The organism is Bacillus sp. FSL L8-0654 (assembly GCF_038629965.1).
In the GTDB taxonomy this organism is placed as follows: domain Bacteria; phylum Bacillota; class Bacilli; order Bacillales; family Bacillaceae; genus Bacillus; species Bacillus safensis.
The window spans coordinates 754,946-773,260 of the sequence record NZ_CP152026.1 but is presented as its reverse complement, the minus strand read 5'-3'; the positions used below and the strand labels follow the sequence as shown (position 1 = coordinate 773,260).

Sequence of the window (18,315 nt, the reverse complement as noted above, 5' to 3'; positions counted from 1 at the left end):
AATCGTTGTTTACATATCACATCACAAATGAATTGACTTTGGCATCTCTACAATTAGATGATGCGGACTCACTATTTAGCCTTATTCAAAAGAATAAGGCCCATTTAGGGGAGTGGCTGCCTTGGGTTCATCACTGCAAAAGCATAGAAGCGGTCAAAACGTTTATTCAATCAACTCAAACCACCTACAATGAACAAAAAGGGTTGGAAGCTGGCATTCAGCTGAACGAGCAATTAATCGGTGTGTTCCGTCTGACATTTGATCAACAATTAGGCAATATCGGTTATTGGATTGATGAAGACGCGCAGGGACAGGGCATTGTGACAGCCATCGTGAAATATATGACAGATACCTTTGCTCCTAAAGTCGATGGATTTGAAATTTTTTGTCCTGCTGGCCATGTCAGAAGTGAACGTGTAGCGATAAACGCAGGGTTTCAGCATGATCCTCATTACCAGTCAAAACCTGATACAGCTTTTATTCTTAAGCGATATATACGATTGTCGAAATAAAAACTCCCCTGCATCTATGCAGAGGAGTTTTTTTCATTTAATGATAACCATTTTGCCCGTTTGCACTGCCGCTTGTTTTGTGCTTTGGCTGATGGCCTTTGTTTTGTTTCGTGTTGCTTCCGCCTTTTTTCGATTGTTTGGACATATGTGATTCCCCCATCTATCAAGATTGAACATGTTCGTTCTTCTTTAGGATGCCCGGATTTCTTCACACCTTGCCTGGTACGATTTTACGCTTATGTAAAAGCGCATTGAGCTCGCCGCCAAGAATGATCATGATGCCGGTTAAATAAAACCAGATCATTAAAATAATGATTCCCCCAATACTTCCGTACATCGCACTGTAATTAGCAAACTCGCCTACGTAAAATGAGAACAGCATGCTCACCAAAATCCATCCAATCGAGGCAAAAATAGCGCCTGGCAGAACAAATTTCAATTTCAATCTAATGTTTGGGGCGAAATAGTACAAGGCTGTAAACACAATCAATAAAATCAGCGGGCTAATGATCCACCTCATGGCCGTCCAAATGGTGAGAAAGGCATCTGACTGCCCGACTAATTCAGCGAGAAATAAGCCAAGTTCTTTTCCAAAGACAGGCAGCATTAAGGCAAAAATAATCGTAAGAACCATCGCTATCGTTAAGATGATGGATGTTAAACGTACGAGAATGAAGGAACGATTTTCCTCAACTTCGTAAGCATGGTTAAATGCTCTGACGACGGCATTAATCCCGTTAGATGCAGACCAAAGGGCGGCAATAATCCCGAATGACAGCAATCCGCCGTTACGGCTGTTCAGTGTCTCTTCGGCAATGGATTCAATCATCGAAAGCGCTCCTTCTGGCGCATAACCAGAGATGACGCTTAGGACATCCTTCGACGTCAGCGGCAAATATCCAACGAGCGTCAGCACGAAGATGAGAAACGGAAATAATGAAAGCAAAAAGAAGTAAGCAAGCTCAGCAGATTTTGCCGGTCCTTCATGCAGCAAAAAGCGTTCAATTAACGCTTTAATAAAACCCATACGCCTCATCTCCAATGATCAATCTTTCTATTTCGATCGAAAGTGATCCTTTGTTTCTTCAATAATCTCTAATACTTTTGGAGTTGTTTCCTTTAACTGATTGACTTGTTCATTTAAAAATGACAAATCATCTGAGACTGTTCGCATCAGCTGCTTCGTTTCTTCCATTTTTTCTTTCATGCAAGCAGAAATTCTGGCTGGCTCCTGACGGTATTCCGCCAGCTTTTCCTGACAGTCATCCCATTTGTCTTTGAGCGCGATTCTCGTTGGCCGATGAAATAATGTCAGCAGTGCGCCGCAAGCTGCTCCTATCACAGCTCCTCGAAGCATGATTTGATTTTTTTCTTCCATCTCGTCTGATCTCCTTTCAGTTAAAGGTGTTTCTCTTTTTTTACATACGTCAAAAAACGAACAATTCCTTTTTCAATTAAATCATGTACTTCCTCAAAGTTTCCAGTGTAATAAGGGTCTGGCACATCATCTCGATCGTCGTCTTCAACAAAGTCAAGAAGACGGCCAATAAAGTGATGTTTCCCATAGCCGGCTATACTGCGAAGTGCCCCTACATTTTCAGCATCCATCGCAATGATATAGTCGTATGCTGTGATGTCCTCATCTATGATTTGTCTTGCGGACATCCCTTCATAGCTGATCCCTTTTTCATCAAGCAGCTTTCGTGTTCCTTCATGCGGAGGGCTGCCTTGATGCCAGCCGCCAATGCCTGCTGAATCAATGACAAAGTGCTCGCTTAGCCCCTCATCTTCTACTCGTTTTCTAAACATGGCCTCTCCCATCGGTGATCTGCAAATATTGCCAAGACATACGAATAATACATGAATCATCCTTCATTCTCCTCCTATCTTTTCCCTAAGAACTGCTTTCGGAAACCTTTTCTCTATCATATCAAGCCCTTTTTCTTTTGAAAACTTTTCAAGAAAAACTCCCATCGGCATTGACACATTATACAAAAAAAGGTGACACTTTAGGAGAAATAAACAAATAAAGGGGGATACATATGGGATGGGTAGAACAGATTGTCAGCAGTATCAATGATGTATTATGGGGACCGCCGCTTTTGTTTTTGATCGTGGGGACAGGGATTTACCTTACCTTTCGCGTGCTCTTCATTCAAATTAGGCTGCTCCCCTATTCGCTTAAGCTAGCATTTTCAAAGCAAGATAAGACATCAGAAGGTGATATTTCTCACTTCCAAGCATTAATGACAGCCCTTGCTGCAACGGTTGGAACGGGAAATATTGTAGGGGTCGCCTCTGCTGTCATTGCCGGCGGACCAGGCGCTGTGTTTTGGATGTGGTTTGCAGCGTTCTTTGGAATGGCGACAAAATATGCTGAAGCTGTTCTCGCAGTGAAATACCGTGTCAAAAATGAAAAAGGGGAAATGTCCGGCGGGCCGATGTACTATTTGGAGCATGGCTTGAAGCAAAAATGGCTAGGGGTGCTGTTTGCTATTTTTGGCGCTACGGCTGCCTTTGGGATTGGGAATCTCGTGCAGTCAAATTCGATTTCTGGTGTCATGAATTCAACCTTTCAAATTCCAACATGGATCACCGGCATTATTATTACGGCCTTTACTGCCCTCGTGATTTTAGGCGGGATTAAAAGCATTGGCCGTGTGACGGCTATTTTTGTACCGGTCATGGCTTTATTCTACGTCATTTGCGGACTGATCATTCTTGTCATGAATGCGGATCTTGTCCCAAGTGCCGTCGGGCTCATTTTTACGGATGCATTTACAGGTCAAGCCGTTGCAGGCGGTGCAATCGGCACCGTAATCCGCTGGGGTGTGGCGAGAGGGGTATTTTCCAATGAAGCGGGTCTCGGTTCTGCACCAATCGCTGCAGCTGCTGCCAAAACAGATATGCCTGCTCGTCAAGCGCTTGTGTCAATGACGCAAGTCTTTATTGATACGATGATTGTTTGTTCCATTACAGGGATCACAATTGTCATGGCCGATATGTACGTCACAGAAAAAAGTGATGCACTCACCTCGTTATCCTTTGCTCATTTCCTTGGTCCAATCGGCTCAATCATTGTTGCAATCGGCTTACTTTTATTCGCCTATTCCACCATTATTGGCTGGTCCTATTATGGCGAAAAATGCTTTACATATTTGGCGAAAGATTCATATGTGATGTATTATCGTGTTGTGTTTGTTATTGCTGTCTTTTTCGGTGCCGTGTTTAAGAATGATTTCGTCTGGGGCGTGGCGGATATGCTAAACGGACTGATGGCTGTTCCTAACTTAATCGGCCTCATCGGTTTATCTGGGGTTGTCGTGTTTGAATCTAAACGAATCATTGATAAGATCAAGCAGGAGAAAAAGGAGAAAAACATCTCGGTGTCGTCTTAATAGCCCTTTTATTCTTTTGCATTTCTGTTAAAATAGACATATTATTCAACACATATGCAGGAAAGGACGTGCCGCCCTTGTCAGAGCAAAAAGCGGCTGAAGTCAATCAGCTGATTGAAGACATTTCGCAAAAGTTAAATATGCTGAACATTGGAGTCATCAAAGCCGAGGACTTCAGTCCAGACAAGTACGAAGATATTGAATTTCTACACCAAATGGTGATGAAAAAATCTTCATTCAGCCCAAGTGAAATGCAAGCCATCGCAAGCGAGCTAAAAAACTTAAGAAAATAATCGTGCAAAGGTAACTGGATTGCGGTTTACGCCGCTTTCTTCCATCCATGCGCAGAAAAAGCCAGCACCCCGCAAGGTGCTGGCTTTGTTTATCCTGTCAAAACTGCTTATTTTGCGAGCAGTTTTAATGATTCACGGTTAAATGCTGGAATGTCATCAGGTGTACGGCTTGTCACAAGCTGATCCTGACAAACAACAACTTCTTCATCTTGGAAATTTGCGCCTGCGTTTTCCATATCTACTTGAATGGATGTATAGCCAGTCGCGCCTCTGCCTTCCAGCGTCTTCGCTGTAATGAGCAATTGCGGTCCGTGACAGATCGCAAATACTGGTTTTTTCTCGTCCATAAATGCTCTTGTAAATTGGACATAGCGATCATCTGCACGCAGAATGTCTGGTGAGAACCCGCCAGGAATCAGAAGTGCATCGAAGTCTTCAGGCTTCACGTTATCAATGGACGCATCCACTCTCACTTCTGCTTCTCCTTGCTTCCCTTTCACTGTTTTTCCTTTTTCGTTTTCAATCACTGTGACCTCATGGCCTGCATCTTTAAAGGCTTTTGCAGGCTCGGTGAATTCAACATCCTCAAAGTAATCTGTTAATACAACTGCAATTTTCTTACCCATGTAGAAACCCTCCTGCTTGATTATCGTTACACTACACACTATACCCGGGTACATTGAAATCAAACATCCTATCCCGATCAGAAAACCCCTTATGATGAAAATAAGCATTTAGACTTATTTATATTCCCTCAACAAGGTAATTCGTATGATTTATGTTATCTTTACAATAATCTGCAAAAAATAACTACAAAAGTTAACGAAACATTTCTACAATAGGTATTGTGGTCAAAAAAATTAGAAAGGCGGAGATCAGGTGAAGAAGCAAGCACATAGGTCTAAACGAAGGAAAAACCTGTCTATTCTGCTCACTTCCATTATGATGATTAGTCTCATTCTCCCAGCAGTACCTACTCATGCAGCAATAGAAAACGGCGATGCCGTAAAAGTCAGCATCTTAGCCACAACGGATGTTCATGCGAACATGATGAATTACGATTATTACAGCGACAAAGAAACAAATGAATTTGGTTTGGCAAAAACAGCCGAGCTGATTGAAAAGCACCGTTCACAAAATCCAAATACACTCCTTGTTGATAACGGAGACCTGATTCAAGGAACCCCTCTTGGAGAATACGTTTATAAAAATGAAAAAGACAGTATCATCAATCAAACAAAGGTTCACCCCATTATTCATACACTCAACAAACTAAAGTACGATGCAGGAACACTTGGCAATCATGAATTTAACTACGGATTATCATTTCTTGATGGTACTATTGCCGGGGCTAACTTCCCGATTGTCAATGCGAACGTCAAAAAGTTAAATGGAGAACACCGTTTTACGCCTTATGTGATCCAAGATAAGACCTTTAAAGATGCAAACGGAGCTTCCCAAACTGTGAAAGTCGGTTACATAGGATTCGTTCCACCACAAATTATGACGTGGGATAAGAAGAATTTAGATGGACAAGTTCAAGTGCAGGATATCGTCGAATCTGCCAATGAAACCATTCCTGAAATGAAGGAAAAAGGCGCAGATATCATCGTCGCCCTTGCCCATACAGGAATTGAAAAAACCGCTTCACCTAAAGGGTCAGAAAATATGATCTTTGATCTTGCCACGAAAACAAAAGGCATCGATGCGATCGTGTCCGGCCACCAGCACGGCACATTCCCAAGCGCTGAATATAGCGGCGTCGACAAATTCGATGTCTCAAAAGGAACCATCAACGGTATTCCAGTCGTCATGTCAAAAAACTGGGGAAGCTACCTCGGAGTCATTGATTTAACATTAGAGCCTGACGGCAGCAAATGGAAGGTCACAGATGGAACAGGAAAGATTGAATCTGTTGCAGGAGTCACCTCTCAAAACAGCACTGTGAAAGATGCCATTCAAACAACGCATCAAAACACACTTGATTATGTGAGAAAACCTGTCGGTAAAACAGAAGCAGACATTAACAGCTTTTTTGCTCAAGTGATGGATGACCCTTCTATTCAAATTGTGACAGATGCACAAAAATGGTATGCACAAGAAAAAATGAAGGATACCGCGTACAAAAACTTACCGATTTTATCTGCAGGCGCCCCGTTTAAAGCCGGCGGTCGAAACGGTGTGAATTATTATACGAATATCGCAAAAGGTGATTTAGCGATTAAAAATATCGGCGATCTCTACCTTTACGATAACACCGTGCAGATTGTCAAACTGAGAGGCAGTGAAGTCAAAGACTGGCTCGAGATGTCTGCCGGACAGTTTAATCAAATCAAACCAAACGATTCAAATGAACAGCCTATTTTAAACGAAGAATACCGCTCGTATAACTTTGATGTGATCGATGGTGTCACCTATCAAGTCGATGTGACGCAGCCTGCTAAGTACAGCACAACAGGCACCCTTGTCAATGCAAATGCAAACCGCATCAAAAACCTGTCCTTCAACGGGAAACCAGTCTCTGACAATCAAGAATTTTTAGTCGTGACGAACAACTATCGAGCTTCTGGCGGCGGAGGCTTCCCGCATCTGACGCAAGATAAAGTGGTGCTTGCCTCAGCTGATGAGAACCGCCAAGTACTGATGGATTATATTATCGAACAAAAAACCATCAACCCAAGTGCGGATCAAAACTGGTCCATTGCACCAATCAAAGGCGCAACAGTCACATTCGAATCTTCTCTTATGGCTAAGCCGTTTGCTGAAAAATCAAGCAGCATAGACTTTGTTCGTAACGCCAGCACAGATGGTCTTGGCGTGTACAAGCTAGCCTTTAAAGAAGATGGCACAACAGAACCGCCTGCATCAGACAACTGGAATTTAACGGTGATGCATACAAACGATACACATGCACACCTTGATGATGCAGCAAGACGTGCAACAAAGATTAAAGAAGTTCGAGCCGAAAGCAAAAACAACATTTTATTAGATGCTGGAGACGTCTTCTCTGGTGACCTATATTTCACAAAATGGCAAGGACTTGCCGACCTAAAACTAATGAACTTAATGAAATATGATGCCATGACGTTTGGTAATCATGAATTTGACAAAGGTCCTTCTGTTCTTCGTCAATTCCTGACGGGTGATGCTTCAGATGTAGATGCGAAAAATCGTCACCAATTTGAAAAGCCTGCATTCCCGATTGTGTCATCAAACGTTGATGTCTCTAAGGAAAAACAATTGAGCGGCTTAGTGAAAAAGCCAGCGACATTTAAAGCTGGTGAGAAAAAAGAAGCTGGGATTTACCCATACATTCTGCTTGATGTAAACGGTGAAAAGGTGGCTGTATTCGGCTTAACCACTGAAGACACGGCCATTACATCCAGCAGCGGTCCGAACATTCAATTCAAGGATGCATACAAGAAAGCAAAAGAAACAGTCAACACGATTCAAACAGAAGAAAAAATCAACAAAATCATTGCTTTAACACACATTGGCTATAACCGTGACCTTGAGCTTGCTCAAAAAGTAGATGGTATTGATTTAATCATTGGCGGTCACACGCACACCCTTGTTGAAAAATTAAAGGTCGTCAATAAGAAAGAACCAACGATTGTCGCACAGGTAAAAGACTACGGACAATTTTTAGGAAAAGTAGACGTGGCCTTTAATCAAAAAGGAGTCGTACAGCCAAAGGAATCTTCTTTTGATCTCATCACCATCGATGACTCTGTCAAAGAAGATGCTGATGCAAAAGCGATCCTCGATCAGTACAAGGCAGATATTCAAGATTTAAAAACGGAAAAAGTCGGGTCTGCTGATGTCCTCTTAGATGGACAACGCGAGCATGTCCGTGCAAAGGAAACGAACCTTGGGAACTTTATTGCTGACGGCATGCTGAAGAAAGCGCAAGAATCTGCTGGTGCTGATCTTGCCATCACAAACGGCGGCGGAATTCGAGGCAGCATTGAAAAAGGAGATATCACTTTAGGTGATATTTTAACGGTCATGCCATTTGGAAACACACTCTATGTCGCAGATTTAAAAGGCAGCCAAATTAAGAAAGCACTCGAACAAGGGCTTTCAGGCATTGAGGAAGGCGGCGGCGCATTCCCTCATGTAGCCGGCATTGAATATACGTTTACACTGAGTAAACCAGCTGGCAGCAGACTCATTGATGTCAAACTGAAAGACGAAAACGGCAAACTAACAGACATTGATGATAAGAAAACATACCGCGTGGCGACAAACGCATTTGTCGGCACAGGCGGAGATGGCTACAGTGTCTTTACAGAAGCCTCTCACGGCGAAGACTTAGGCTATGTTGACTATGAAATCTTCAAAGAGCAAATTGAACAGGCAGACGGCGGGCATATTTCTCCTGTCATCGATCACAGGGTGAAAGAAGTGTTCCTTCCGCGTGCGAAAGGAAAAAGCACCTATGACATTCAAGATGATGAGAAATTCCAAACGTATGTGCAGCATACAAACAAAGCATTGCTCTATTTAGACAAAGCGAGCGAAGCGAAAAACGTTCAATTGTCTCTATCAAAAGCACAGGTAGCCGAGCTGAAGAAAAGAGAGCAAGATCCAAACGTCACCATCTATCATGACAAAGTGGGACTCGCATTACCGCTCTCTAACTTGTCCGAGAAAAGCGCAGATATATGGATGACAAAGACGGATAAGGTGAAAAATGCATTAACGGATACGTATGATTTCCAAATCAAACAAGATCAGAAAAAGGTTTCTACCTTTAAAGATCCTGTCACACTATCCTTTACATTAGATGAGCCTCAAAAGGCGAAGAAACCTGGTGTATATTATGTAGACCGCAAGAAAAACCGTTATGCAAAAACAAGTAACGGATCGTTCGAAAATGGTGTCGTATCAGGTCAAACTGAACACTTCAGCGAATATACCGTACTCAACCAAAGCGGGGCAGCTGGAACAACGCCAGATCAAACTGGCGGAGACGGCGGTACATCAGCGCCAGGCGGAGGTACAGGTACAGATCCAAACCAAGATGGAACCGGACTCCCAGGCGGCACACTCCCGAATACAGCAACAATGATGTATACAGCTGTATTGATTGGCGTACTCATGCTTGCCTCAGGCGGTATCCTATATTACTACCAGCGCAAGCGTACAAGAAAAAATGTATCATCCTAAAAGAAAAGGACAGAGCCTATGCTCTGTCTTTTCTCATCTCAATCTTGGGATAAATAAATCCAATTGCGTTTATCAAATTGTTTCACCTCATCTGATCCTATATGACGCAGCATTCTATTGAAGAATGTGATGTCATCTTCATCATCGACGGCATATAAATCCTCTTGAACATAATCTCTTATAATAAAATTCGTTAAGTTTGTATTATTCACAAAGTCTGCAAAATAATCTTCTACAAGAGTTAAATCCTCTTCACTTAATTTTTCATCATTGATAATGGAAATATGAAAAACATTCAAATACGCTTGTATATCTTCTTCATCCATATAACATAAAGGTTCCAGCTTTCTGTCTTCTGCCGTAAACGGTTTTCGAGTATCTTCAATGATGACATAACATAAAATCTGCTGATCTTTCATCACACTGAATATTTCTAAATCTCTTAATTTTAATGGTCTATTTACTCTCATCATCTTTCCTCCAGAAAGTAGTGATCTATTCGTCATCTACTTTTCCCATAACCTGAAAAGGACAGAGCCTAGGCTCTGTCCGTTCTTTCTCTTCTAGCAAAATCGACGAATCTGAAGCGGTCTAATCGGTGACGGCTTTCTGTGTATTGAAATAGACTCGTATCCTCTAAGAACACATAATTTTTTACCACAACGACATGGTCAAATCCCTTCAAATCAAGGTACTTGGCGTCCTCTTCTGTACATGGCTCTACCACAAATTCTTTTTGAGCATAGCTGATCGATACACCGAGTTCTCCCTCAATATACTCGTAGATTGATCCTTCGCATATGTCTTTAGACAATACTTCGACATGCTTTTGCAAAAAGTAGTCCTTGTCTAAAATCACCTCTTCACCGCTAATATTGCGAGATCGAATGACTTTCCAGACGTCTGTCTGTTCATCAATTTTCAGCTGAGACTGAATATACTGATCCGGTTTGATTAAACCAAATTCATGAACTGTTGTGACCGTCTTTCGGCCAAGCGTTTGGGAAAGCTCTTTAAAGCTGACAAGACCTGAAACAGGAAACTGCATTTTCTCCCGATTCAGCAATACAGAACCTTTCCCGCGGATTTTTTGAATATAGCCATTTTGCACCAGAATATTTAATGCCTTTCTCACCGTCTCCCGGGACGTGTCGTACATGATAGAAAGTTCATGCTCTGATGGGAGGATGCCTTTATCCTGCCATTCACCTTGCTCAATTCGTCTTGCGAGCTGATCATAAATCACTCGAAACTTATTCTCTTTCATTTTCCCTCCGCCCCATTTTCTAGCGTTTGGTTAAATGATAAACGATTGACTCATATGGGCGCAACGTAAATCCCTTGATATGTGCCGGCACATCCTCATAATTGGATAACAGGACTTGCCCCTCCATCTCATCTACAGCCTGCACAAGCTCATCAGGAAGCGTAAAGTCCGCCTCCCCTGCATAAAAGTGGTTGATCACGAGGAGCTTCTCATTCTTGCTTTCTCTAACATAAGCAAAAATCTTTGGATCTTCTGCTAAAAGTAAGGAAAAGCTGCCATATGTGATCACATCAAGTTCTTTACGCAGTCTGCAAAGGGCTTGGTAATGATAGAAAATGGACGTCCGGTCTTTTAACGCAGCTTCGACCGAAATGTCGTTATCGGCTGGCTCAATCCAAGGCGTTCCTGTTGAGAAGCCTGCATTCTTCTCTGAGGTCCACTGCATTGGAGTTCTCGCATTATCTCTTGACTTGACCTGTAAAATGGCGAGTGCTTCTTCCTTTGATTTTCCCTTTTCAAGCATGACTTCGTACATATTGAGTGATTCGATATCACGGTAAGACGAAATGTCCTCAAAGCGAGGATTCTTCATGCCAATTTCCTCACCTTGATAAATATAAGGAGTCCCCTGCATCAGATGAATCGTGGTCGCCAGCATCCTCGCTGATTGCTGATGATACGTGTCATCATCACCATATCTTGAGACGATACGCGGCTGATCATGATTGCACCAGAACAGCGCATTCCAGCCGCCGCCCTCATGCATTTTCGTCTGCCATTCAGACAGAATCGACTTTAATTCTTGAAAATCAAATGGTGCGATCGCCCACTTTTCGCCGTTTGGATAATCCACCTTTAAATGATGGAAGTTAAACGTCATATCCAGCTCCTGCCGATCAGGTCTTGTATACCGAATGCAGTCTGCGATATTCGTTGAAGACATTTCTCCAACTGTCATGCTATCGTATTTCGAAAAAACCTCCTGGTTCATTTCATGCAGAAATTCATGAATTCTCGGCCCGTCCGTATAGTACATGCGGCCGTCGCCTTGCACAGATTGTCCGGCATCATCTAAGAAGCGCTGATCCTTTGAAATGTTGTTGATGACATCCAGCCTGAACCCATCAATTCCTTTTTCAAACCAAAAGTGCATGATGTCATATACTTTCCTGCGCACCTCATCCTTCTCCCAATTGAGATCCGCCTGAGTGACATCATATAAATGGAGATAATAATCTCCTGTTATTTCGTCTAGTTCCCAGGCTGGGCCGCCAAATTTCGACTGCCAATCGTTCGGAGGAGATCCGTCCGCTTTTGGCTCCTTCCAAATATAATAATCTCGGTAAGGGTTATCCTTTGACTCACGCGAGGCTTGAAACCACTCATGGAAAATGGATGTATGGTTAACGGCTAGATCCATGATGACTCGTATTCCTCTCTCATGCGCTTCCTTCAGCATGCGTTCAAAATCTGTCATTGTGCCGTACATGTCATGGATTTTTGTATAATCACTAATATCATAGCCGTTGTCATGCTGCGGGGACTCATACATTGGCGTGAGCCAAATACAATCCGCCCCAAGCTCTTTGATGTAATCAAGCTTTTTCGTCACGCCATTGATATCCCCTGTACCAGAGCCCGTTGTATCTAAAAAGCTCTTCGGATAAATTTGATAGACCACCGCTTTTTTCCACCACGGTTCATTTGATTGCTGATTCAATTTCCTTCACCACCACTAGTTAAGTTCTTCTGAAAAATCCTTCTTCTTTTTTAGTTTTGCATATAAAAGAGTACCGATGAATGGGAGGATGAGTACAATCACCATTCCAATTGCAAATGCCCCCCAATATTTCGGGATAATGGAGAAGATTCCTGGAATGCCTCCAACACCAACTGAGCTTGCCAGCACCCCTTGAGAGGCGATAAACATACCGGCTAATCCTGAGCTGATCAGTGCAAAAATAAATGGGAATCGATAACGCAGGTTGACCCCAAACATCGCCGGTTCGGTAATTCCTAAATAAGCAGAAATACTTGATGTCAGCGAAAGTCCTTTTTGCTTTTCATCTTTTAAGACAAACATCATTGCCAGTGCAGCTGATCCTTGTGCGATATTGGACAGTGCAAGCATTGGCCATAGGAACGTGCCGTGCAGCTTTGAGTTAATCAATTGAATATCCACAGCGAGGAACGTATGGTGCATTCCTGTAATGACTAATGCTGCATACAGTCCGCCATATAATAGACCGCCAAGTGCTGCGAATTGCTGGAATACAGCTACAAGTCCAGATGTTAAAACATTACCGATTGCAAAGGTAACAGGTCCAATGACGATAAATGATAAAAATCCAATGACTAATAACGTAATCGGTGCAACAACTAAAAGCTGAATACTTTCAGGTGTCCGTTTTGTGATAAACAATTCGAGCTTTGCAAGTAAATAAGAGGCAACGAGTATCGGAAGAACCTGTCCTTGATAGCCTACCTTCTGCACTTCAAGACCAAACAAGTTCCAAACGGGAATGTCACCGGTCTTCTCAGCCGCTCCATAGCCCCATGCGTTTAACAAGTCTGGATGTACAAGCATTAGCCCAAGGACCATTCCTAAAAGCGGATTCCCCCCAAACCGCTTCACAGCTGACCAGCCAATTAATGCTGGCAGGAAGGTGAAAGCAGTGCCTGCAATTAAGTTGATCATATTCGCTAAATCAGCCCATGCCGGATACACATCCACAATCGATTTTTGATCAAAGAAAATATCAGGAGCTGTTAAAATATTATTAATTCCCATTAATAAACCGGCTGTGACGATGGCAGGAAGAATCGGTATAAAGATATCCGCAAGCGTTTTCACAGCACGCTGCAATGGATTCAATTTCTGATCAGAGGCACGCTTGACGTCCTCTTTTGTGGCTTCACCAATCCCCGTCTGTTTCACCATTTCGGCATATACTCGATTGACGACCCCTTGGCCGATCACCACTTGGTATTGACCGTTCGCTGAGAAAGATCCCTTCACTTCTTCAATTTGTTCAAGTGCTTTCTCATCCACCTTACCTTCATCTTTCAGCACAAAGCGCAGTCTTGTTACACAATGTGTCGCTTGATCAATATTTTCTTTGCCGCCGATGGCTTTCACAATCTGATCTGCTGCTGCCTGATAATCAGCCATACTATCCCCTCCGAGATCGTTTTTTTATATAAGAAAAAAGAACCAAAAAACTTGTATATACATGTTTGATTCTTATTTTATATTTGTATATACATGTAGTCAACAACAAACTGCAGCGCTTACATAAAAAAAGCCCCCTCAATGTGCTCAGGGAGAGGCAGCGTGTCATCATCTTTTTTTATGCTCCGTTAATTTCTCGTATACCTTATTTTTATAGAAGGAGGAAGCTGGACGGGCAAAAGTTTGGCGCTTAGATGTAAGTTCATCCAGACGTTTTTGTTTTTCTTCACATATGAGAGACAGCTTTTTTCTCTCCTCTCCGTCTATACTGGAGCGAAGCAGCTCTTTGACAGTCATGAGTTCTTTTTTCAGCGCTGTTTCTTCCCCAGCAAATCCGGCATTTTTCATGATGCGGTAGCCCATTCTAAGTTCTTCTGGTACATGAGCAGCATCATCTTTTGGCAGAGGCTTCCCAAAGCCAGATAATCCTTCAAAAGCCCCGTTATCCATCGCTTTTTTGATCCGTTCTTCTGATAATCTCTGCGCAAAATCCATAGCGTTTCTCCTTTCGCCGCAAGTATTTGATTAAGCATAGCAAAAAAGCTGGCTCTCTCACAAGAGCCAGCTTCAGCATCTAAACAAGCCCTCGCATTCGGTGTCTATCCTGCGCTCAGGTGCTCGTCCCTTCTTCGCTAAAAAGAGAAAAAGGGCTAAAATATTTTAGCCCTTTCTCGTTATTTATTGTCGACTTTGAAGGTTGAGACCATTTGTGCTAAGTCATCCGACATATCAGAGAGCTGTTCAATCGCACTTGAAATTTGCTGCATACCAGCACTTTGCTGTTCTGTTGCTGCCGCCACTTCTTGAGAGCTGGCTGCATGTTCTTCCGATACAACAGAAATTTGCTCAATCGATGTAGAAATCGTTTGATATGCTTTCTCAACTTGCTTAATAGAAGCAAGCAAATTGTTCGTTCTTCTTGAAAACTGGGACACACCGTCGTAAATCAAAGCGAAGTTTTGTGACGTGCCTTCCATTTGCTCACGTCCTTCTTCCACTGCTTTACTGCTTTCCTCTACGCTTTCAAGAACGCGCTGACTGTTTTCCTGTGTACCGATGACAAGGTCTGAAACGGTTTTAGCCGCATCCGCTGATTGTTCAGCTAACTTGCGCACCTCATCTGCCACAACAGCAAAGCCTTTTCCTTCTTCTCCAACACGTGCCGCTTCAATGGAAGCATTCAGTGCAAGCAGATTCGTTTGTGCTGAAATGTCTGTAATAATCGAGATGACACTTTCAATCTCCGTTGAATGAGATTGTAATTCTTCTGCTGCCTGCTTTGAGTTGGTCATCTTGTCATGTAGCATATTCAGATGATCAAGCACATGGTTCACTAATTTTTGACCAGATTCTGACTGCTCTTGTACGTTAGATGAAACAGATTTCATTTCATCAACTTCTTTTGTGACACCTTCGATTTGCGTATCGATCTCAGCAACGGATGTCGTACAATCCGTAATATTTGCGACAGAATCATTGATTCCTTCACTCATATTCGTCATGGCTTCTGATACTTGCTGCGCACTTTGACTCGATTCGTTCGTCACCGTACGAAGCTGTGAAGACATTTTCGACACTTCACTAGATGAGTGTGAGATTTTCGAAATGAGCTCTTTGATCCGCCCCTGCATCTTTTGGAAGGATGCGGCAAGCTGGCCGATCTCGTCTTTACTTTCAACCTCTACCACACCAGTTAAATCACCGTCAGCAATTCGGTTCGCTGATTCCATCAATGAACGTGCTGGTTTCGCAATTCTTCTTCCCATAAAGTATGAGAAGAGTAATCCACCGATGAGCACAATGGCAGATGCCACTGTGATATAGATCGTCAGCTTCTGCGTTGTTTGAGGCACGACAGACGCATCTAAATCAATGCCTAAAATCCCTGTCAGCTCACCGCCTGAATCCTTGATTGGCAAAAAGACTGATTTATGTGTACCAAATGAATCTTTGTAAATATCACTTTTGACCATTTTATCTTCAGAAAGAGCTTGTTTCATCTCATCTGAGAATGCATAATCCTGGTCAAAATCATTGTCTTCTCCAGTTAATACGATAATTCTTTCTTTACCGCCTTTATTAGATAACACGTATAAGTTCTCAAGCGTATGATCTTTTTGAAGCTCTGTGAATTTCGTTTTAATCTCGGCATAAATGGGATCATCCTTCCCGCTAATGCTGAGCACGTTTCCATCGATGTTATCGATTTCTTTTTTGGCAGTATCAATATCTGTTGTTAATCGATAATCAAATTGCTTTAATAACTGGGATGATAAATCCTGGCTGACTAGATAAAAGGTTAGAACGAATAATGCAACGGTTGCGAGTAATGTTACGGTAACGACTGACATGATTTTAGAGGATATCGTGTATCCTCCAAATTTCCTTTGTTTCGCCATTTTTTCCTACATCTCCACTCTCAGATTTGATTTAAGCATGTACATTTTCAAATTGTCCACAAACAGATGCAATCACATCTTTTAAATAAGATACGATATGAGGGATATGCTCTGGTAACGTATAAGGTGAGATGACAAAAAACTTACTAACACTTAGATAGAATTCTTGGCCTTCTTTCGAGTTGACAAGTAAAAACTTCGTTGTATCGCCAAAGAACATCTCATCTCTTTTCTCTCCAAGCTTTTCAAACAGCATTTTGTTCAATTCATTGTTCCGCTCAATTTCGATTGAAGTCGCTTCGCCAGAAATCTCTTCTTGAAAACGCGGTGAGCCGTCTAGGTAAATTCTAAATAATGTAGCCATTCCGACGTTGTCATCATTCACGACTTCTGCTTGCGGAATTTCCCGACTAAGTGCTTCTCTGAAGGCAAGGTTCACTTCTAAGAATTGACCAAGCAAGCGCTGATAGCCTTCAATCCCAAACGTTAACAGCACACTCAGCATACTGATCGAGCTTCCCATTCTTGAGCATTCCAGTGTATAACCCGTATGGTATTCTCCGTAGCCTCTATGGCCAACATATGGTGTCTCCTGTTCTTCCAGGTCCAAACGCTTTAAGTCAGCAGCGTTTTTCACTAGGAATAAACTGGATGTGTAAGGTGTTTGGCCAAGCTTTTGAAAATCAAAGCACATCGAGTCTGCAAGAGACAGATGCTGGAATTTCGCTTTGATTTCTTTTAGCATACGAAGAATACCGTCTGAGAATTGCAGCGGATTTTCCGATACATCATACTCATTAAAGAAAGCAAAGAATCCACCCAGCGCCGAATCTGCATGAATATGCGGCACCTTCAGATCATACTTTTCAGAAATCGTTTCTGCTGTTTCACGTACCCCTTTTACATCATCAATTGCAATGGCATCTGTTGTTCCGGTTGTTGCAACAATATAAACGGGAATCCCGCCACCCTGTGCAACACGTTCCATTTGACAACGCAAATCTTCCATATCCATTGAATGATCTTTATTCGTCTTAATTCTGATTAAGTTGTTTGTGCCAAGTCCTGTTGCTTCCATTGACTTAAATAGGCTGTAATGTGCAGCATCAGAACAAAACGCATAAAGATTTTGCGGAACTCCTTTTCGCAGTGACTCCGGCGCAGCCTTTGCGATCGCTAAACGAAGTCCTGAAAAAATCGCTCCTTGACCTCCCCATGTTGTGTATCCCCCGCTCACATTTGGATCATATCCGATGAGCTTAGACATCATTGAGACCACTCTGACCTCAGCTTCCGCACCTGCTGGTCCATAAACATCCCATAGGTTGTTTCCGTTTACCAGCATAGCTGTCAGCATGCCTAAAATTCCTGGTGTACTTGCCATTGGCAAAATGTTCGTGAAGAAATACTTGGTGTGGTATGGATGGTTATGTAAAAGCTTCAGTAATTCTTCATTCACAAGTTCCGCTTGCTGGCCGTTCATCGGAATTTGACTTGTTTCAGTAAGCTTTTTGTAAAAGTCCTCCCCACGATTCTTTTCACCTTTAAGGTGTGCACGGTTGGGATCTTTCAGGTCATCGACCCCTGAAATGATCTGCTCCATCAATTTGATGAGTTCTTTACGCTCTCCTGCATTTCCGTCCTCACTCGGAAACCAGTTCTGAACGAGGTTCTCTGCTCGTACAGTCATATACTATCAATCCTTTCAATGGAAGATTTCCTGTCACTGTCTATATCGACCCCAATTCAGAAGTTTATAGTCTCAATATGTTCACTTAAGTATATTTAGATAATTTGTTCACTTATTAAAATAAATAAAACCCTTAAAAAACACATGAAAACCATTATTTTCGTGAAACACAAAAATATATTGATATATTGTATGAGAGGAATTTTTATCCATCGCTTTGTTCCATTCCATGGCTCATTTTTTTTGCTTAACCTGCATAAACATTAAGAAACAATGGAAATACTCTCTAAATGACCATTGTAGAAATCAAATTAATTCTTTAGACTTGTGTCTTTTTACCTGTTTTATTGAT

The 18,315-nt window shown here is 42.3% G+C and carries 15 protein-coding genes; 4 read left to right on the top strand and 11 right to left on the bottom strand.

Annotated features, from left to right (window positions below; all coding sequences use genetic code 11):
- The first annotated feature begins 5 nt into the window (after positions 1-5).
- Positions 6-512 carry a GNAT family N-acetyltransferase gene (locus MHH65_RS03790; RefSeq protein ID WP_268413707.1) on the top strand — a complete coding sequence of 169 codons (507 nt, stop codon included), beginning with the start codon at positions 6-8 and terminating at the stop codon, positions 510-512.
- A 208-nt stretch (positions 513-720) separates the two neighbouring features.
- On the opposite strand, the gene MHH65_RS03785 is transcribed toward MHH65_RS03790, so the two are convergent.
- From MHH65_RS03785 to MHH65_RS03775, 3 genes are read right to left on the bottom strand one after another with little or no spacing between them, the layout of a single operon-like run.
- Entirely contained in the window at positions 721-1,539 is an 819-nt protein-coding gene (locus MHH65_RS03785) for a YhjD/YihY/BrkB family envelope integrity protein (protein ID WP_024425272.1), read from the bottom strand.
- Positions 1,540-1,566: 27 nt separating this feature from the next.
- Positions 1,567-1,890: a YtxH domain-containing protein gene (locus tag MHH65_RS03780; RefSeq protein ID WP_041106306.1), complete on the bottom strand. Its 324-nt coding sequence runs from the start codon at positions 1,888-1,890 to the stop codon at positions 1,567-1,569.
- A 20-nt stretch (positions 1,891-1,910) separates the two neighbouring features.
- Positions 1,911-2,381, bottom strand: a complete 471-nt coding sequence (locus tag MHH65_RS03775; protein WP_268413638.1) for a low molecular weight protein-tyrosine-phosphatase — start codon at positions 2,379-2,381, stop codon at positions 1,911-1,913.
- Between the two features lie 173 nt (positions 2,382-2,554).
- Here MHH65_RS03775 and MHH65_RS03770 point away from each other — a divergent pair, with 173 nt between their 5' ends.
- Positions 2,555-3,910 (top strand): sodium:alanine symporter family protein, encoded by a 1,356-nt coding sequence (locus tag MHH65_RS03770; RefSeq protein WP_034283694.1) that lies wholly within the window; start codon positions 2,555-2,557, stop codon positions 3,908-3,910.
- Positions 3,911-3,987: 77 nt separating this feature from the next.
- Positions 3,988-4,203 carry a DUF1128 domain-containing protein gene (locus tag MHH65_RS03765; RefSeq protein WP_003214000.1) on the top strand — a complete coding sequence of 72 codons (216 nt, stop codon included), beginning with the start codon at positions 3,988-3,990 and terminating at the stop codon, positions 4,201-4,203.
- A 107-nt stretch (positions 4,204-4,310) separates the two neighbouring features.
- Here the strand turns inward: MHH65_RS03765 and MHH65_RS03760 are convergent, their stop codons facing one another.
- Positions 4,311-4,829, bottom strand: a complete 519-nt coding sequence (locus MHH65_RS03760; RefSeq protein ID WP_065215124.1) for a type 1 glutamine amidotransferase domain-containing protein — start codon at positions 4,827-4,829, stop codon at positions 4,311-4,313.
- A 253-nt stretch (positions 4,830-5,082) separates the two neighbouring features.
- Between MHH65_RS03760 and MHH65_RS03755 the strand changes: the two genes are divergently transcribed.
- The gene (locus MHH65_RS03755; RefSeq protein WP_120208614.1) at positions 5,083-9,375 is read left to right on the top strand and encodes a multifunctional 2',3'-cyclic-nucleotide 2'-phosphodiesterase/3'-nucleotidase/5'-nucleotidase; all 4,293 of its coding nucleotides are present in this window, start codon (positions 5,083-5,085) and stop codon (positions 9,373-9,375) included.
- Between the two features lie 38 nt (positions 9,376-9,413).
- Here the strand turns inward: MHH65_RS03755 and MHH65_RS03750 are convergent, their stop codons facing one another.
- The 7 genes from MHH65_RS03750 to MHH65_RS03720 form a co-directional block, all read right to left on the bottom strand.
- Positions 9,414-9,848, bottom strand: coding sequence for a terpene synthase (locus tag MHH65_RS03750; protein WP_111927623.1), 435 nt, complete (start codon positions 9,846-9,848; stop codon positions 9,414-9,416).
- Positions 9,849-9,913: 65 nt separating this feature from the next.
- The gene (gene treR, locus MHH65_RS03745; RefSeq protein ID WP_061110564.1) at positions 9,914-10,642 is read right to left on the bottom strand and encodes a trehalose operon repressor; all 729 of its coding nucleotides are present in this window, start codon (positions 10,640-10,642) and stop codon (positions 9,914-9,916) included.
- 19 nt (positions 10,643-10,661) lie between these two features.
- The gene (treC, locus tag MHH65_RS03740) at positions 10,662-12,362 is read right to left on the bottom strand and encodes an alpha,alpha-phosphotrehalase (RefSeq protein ID WP_268413624.1); all 1,701 of its coding nucleotides are present in this window, start codon (positions 12,360-12,362) and stop codon (positions 10,662-10,664) included.
- A gap of 15 nt (positions 12,363-12,377) precedes the next feature.
- The gene (treP, locus tag MHH65_RS03735; RefSeq protein WP_046314249.1) at positions 12,378-13,814 is read right to left on the bottom strand and encodes a PTS system trehalose-specific EIIBC component; all 1,437 of its coding nucleotides are present in this window, start codon (positions 13,812-13,814) and stop codon (positions 12,378-12,380) included.
- A gap of 168 nt (positions 13,815-13,982) precedes the next feature.
- Entirely contained in the window at positions 13,983-14,369 is a 387-nt protein-coding gene (locus MHH65_RS03730; RefSeq protein ID WP_041116179.1) for a DUF1992 domain-containing protein, read from the bottom strand.
- A 179-nt stretch (positions 14,370-14,548) separates the two neighbouring features.
- Complete coding sequence (locus MHH65_RS03725) at positions 14,549-16,273, bottom strand: methyl-accepting chemotaxis protein (protein WP_041116177.1); 1,725 nt, start codon at positions 16,271-16,273, stop codon at positions 14,549-14,551.
- A gap of 31 nt (positions 16,274-16,304) precedes the next feature.
- Positions 16,305-17,963, bottom strand: a complete 1,659-nt coding sequence (locus MHH65_RS03720; protein WP_268413618.1) for a pyridoxal-dependent decarboxylase — start codon at positions 17,961-17,963, stop codon at positions 16,305-16,307.
- Positions 17,964-18,315 lie beyond the last annotated feature (352 nt).

Excerpts from the sequence above, each read along its gene's own strand:
- MHH65_RS03760 (WP_065215124.1), bottom strand. The coding sequence starts at position 4,829 with ATGGGTAAGAAAATTGCAGTTGTATTAACAGATTACTTTGAGGATGTT.
- MHH65_RS03725 (WP_041116177.1), bottom strand. The coding sequence starts at position 16,273 with ATGGCGAAACAAAGGAAATTTGGAGGATACACGATATCCTCTAAAATC.
- treP (WP_046314249.1), bottom strand. The coding sequence starts at position 13,814 with ATGGCTGATTATCAGGCAGCAGCAGATCAGATTGTGAAAGCCATCGGC.
- MHH65_RS03780 (WP_041106306.1), bottom strand. The coding sequence starts at position 1,890 with ATGGAAGAAAAAAATCAAATCATGCTTCGAGGAGCTGTGATAGGAGCA.
- MHH65_RS03720 (WP_268413618.1), bottom strand. The coding sequence starts at position 17,963 with ATGACTGTACGAGCAGAGAACCTCGTTCAGAACTGGTTTCCGAGTGAG.
- treR (WP_061110564.1), bottom strand. The coding sequence starts at position 10,642 with ATGAAAGAGAATAAGTTTCGAGTGATTTATGATCAGCTCGCAAGACGA.
- MHH65_RS03770 (WP_034283694.1), top strand. The coding sequence starts at position 2,555 with ATGGGATGGGTAGAACAGATTGTCAGCAGTATCAATGATGTATTATGG.
- MHH65_RS03750 (WP_111927623.1), bottom strand. The coding sequence starts at position 9,848 with ATGATGAGAGTAAATAGACCATTAAAATTAAGAGATTTAGAAATATTC.
- MHH65_RS03730 (WP_041116179.1), bottom strand. The coding sequence starts at position 14,369 with ATGGATTTTGCGCAGAGATTATCAGAAGAACGGATCAAAAAAGCGATG.
- MHH65_RS03775 (WP_268413638.1), bottom strand. The coding sequence starts at position 2,381 with ATGATTCATGTATTATTCGTATGTCTTGGCAATATTTGCAGATCACCG.
- MHH65_RS03785 (WP_024425272.1), bottom strand. The coding sequence starts at position 1,539 with ATGGGTTTTATTAAAGCGTTAATTGAACGCTTTTTGCTGCATGAAGGA.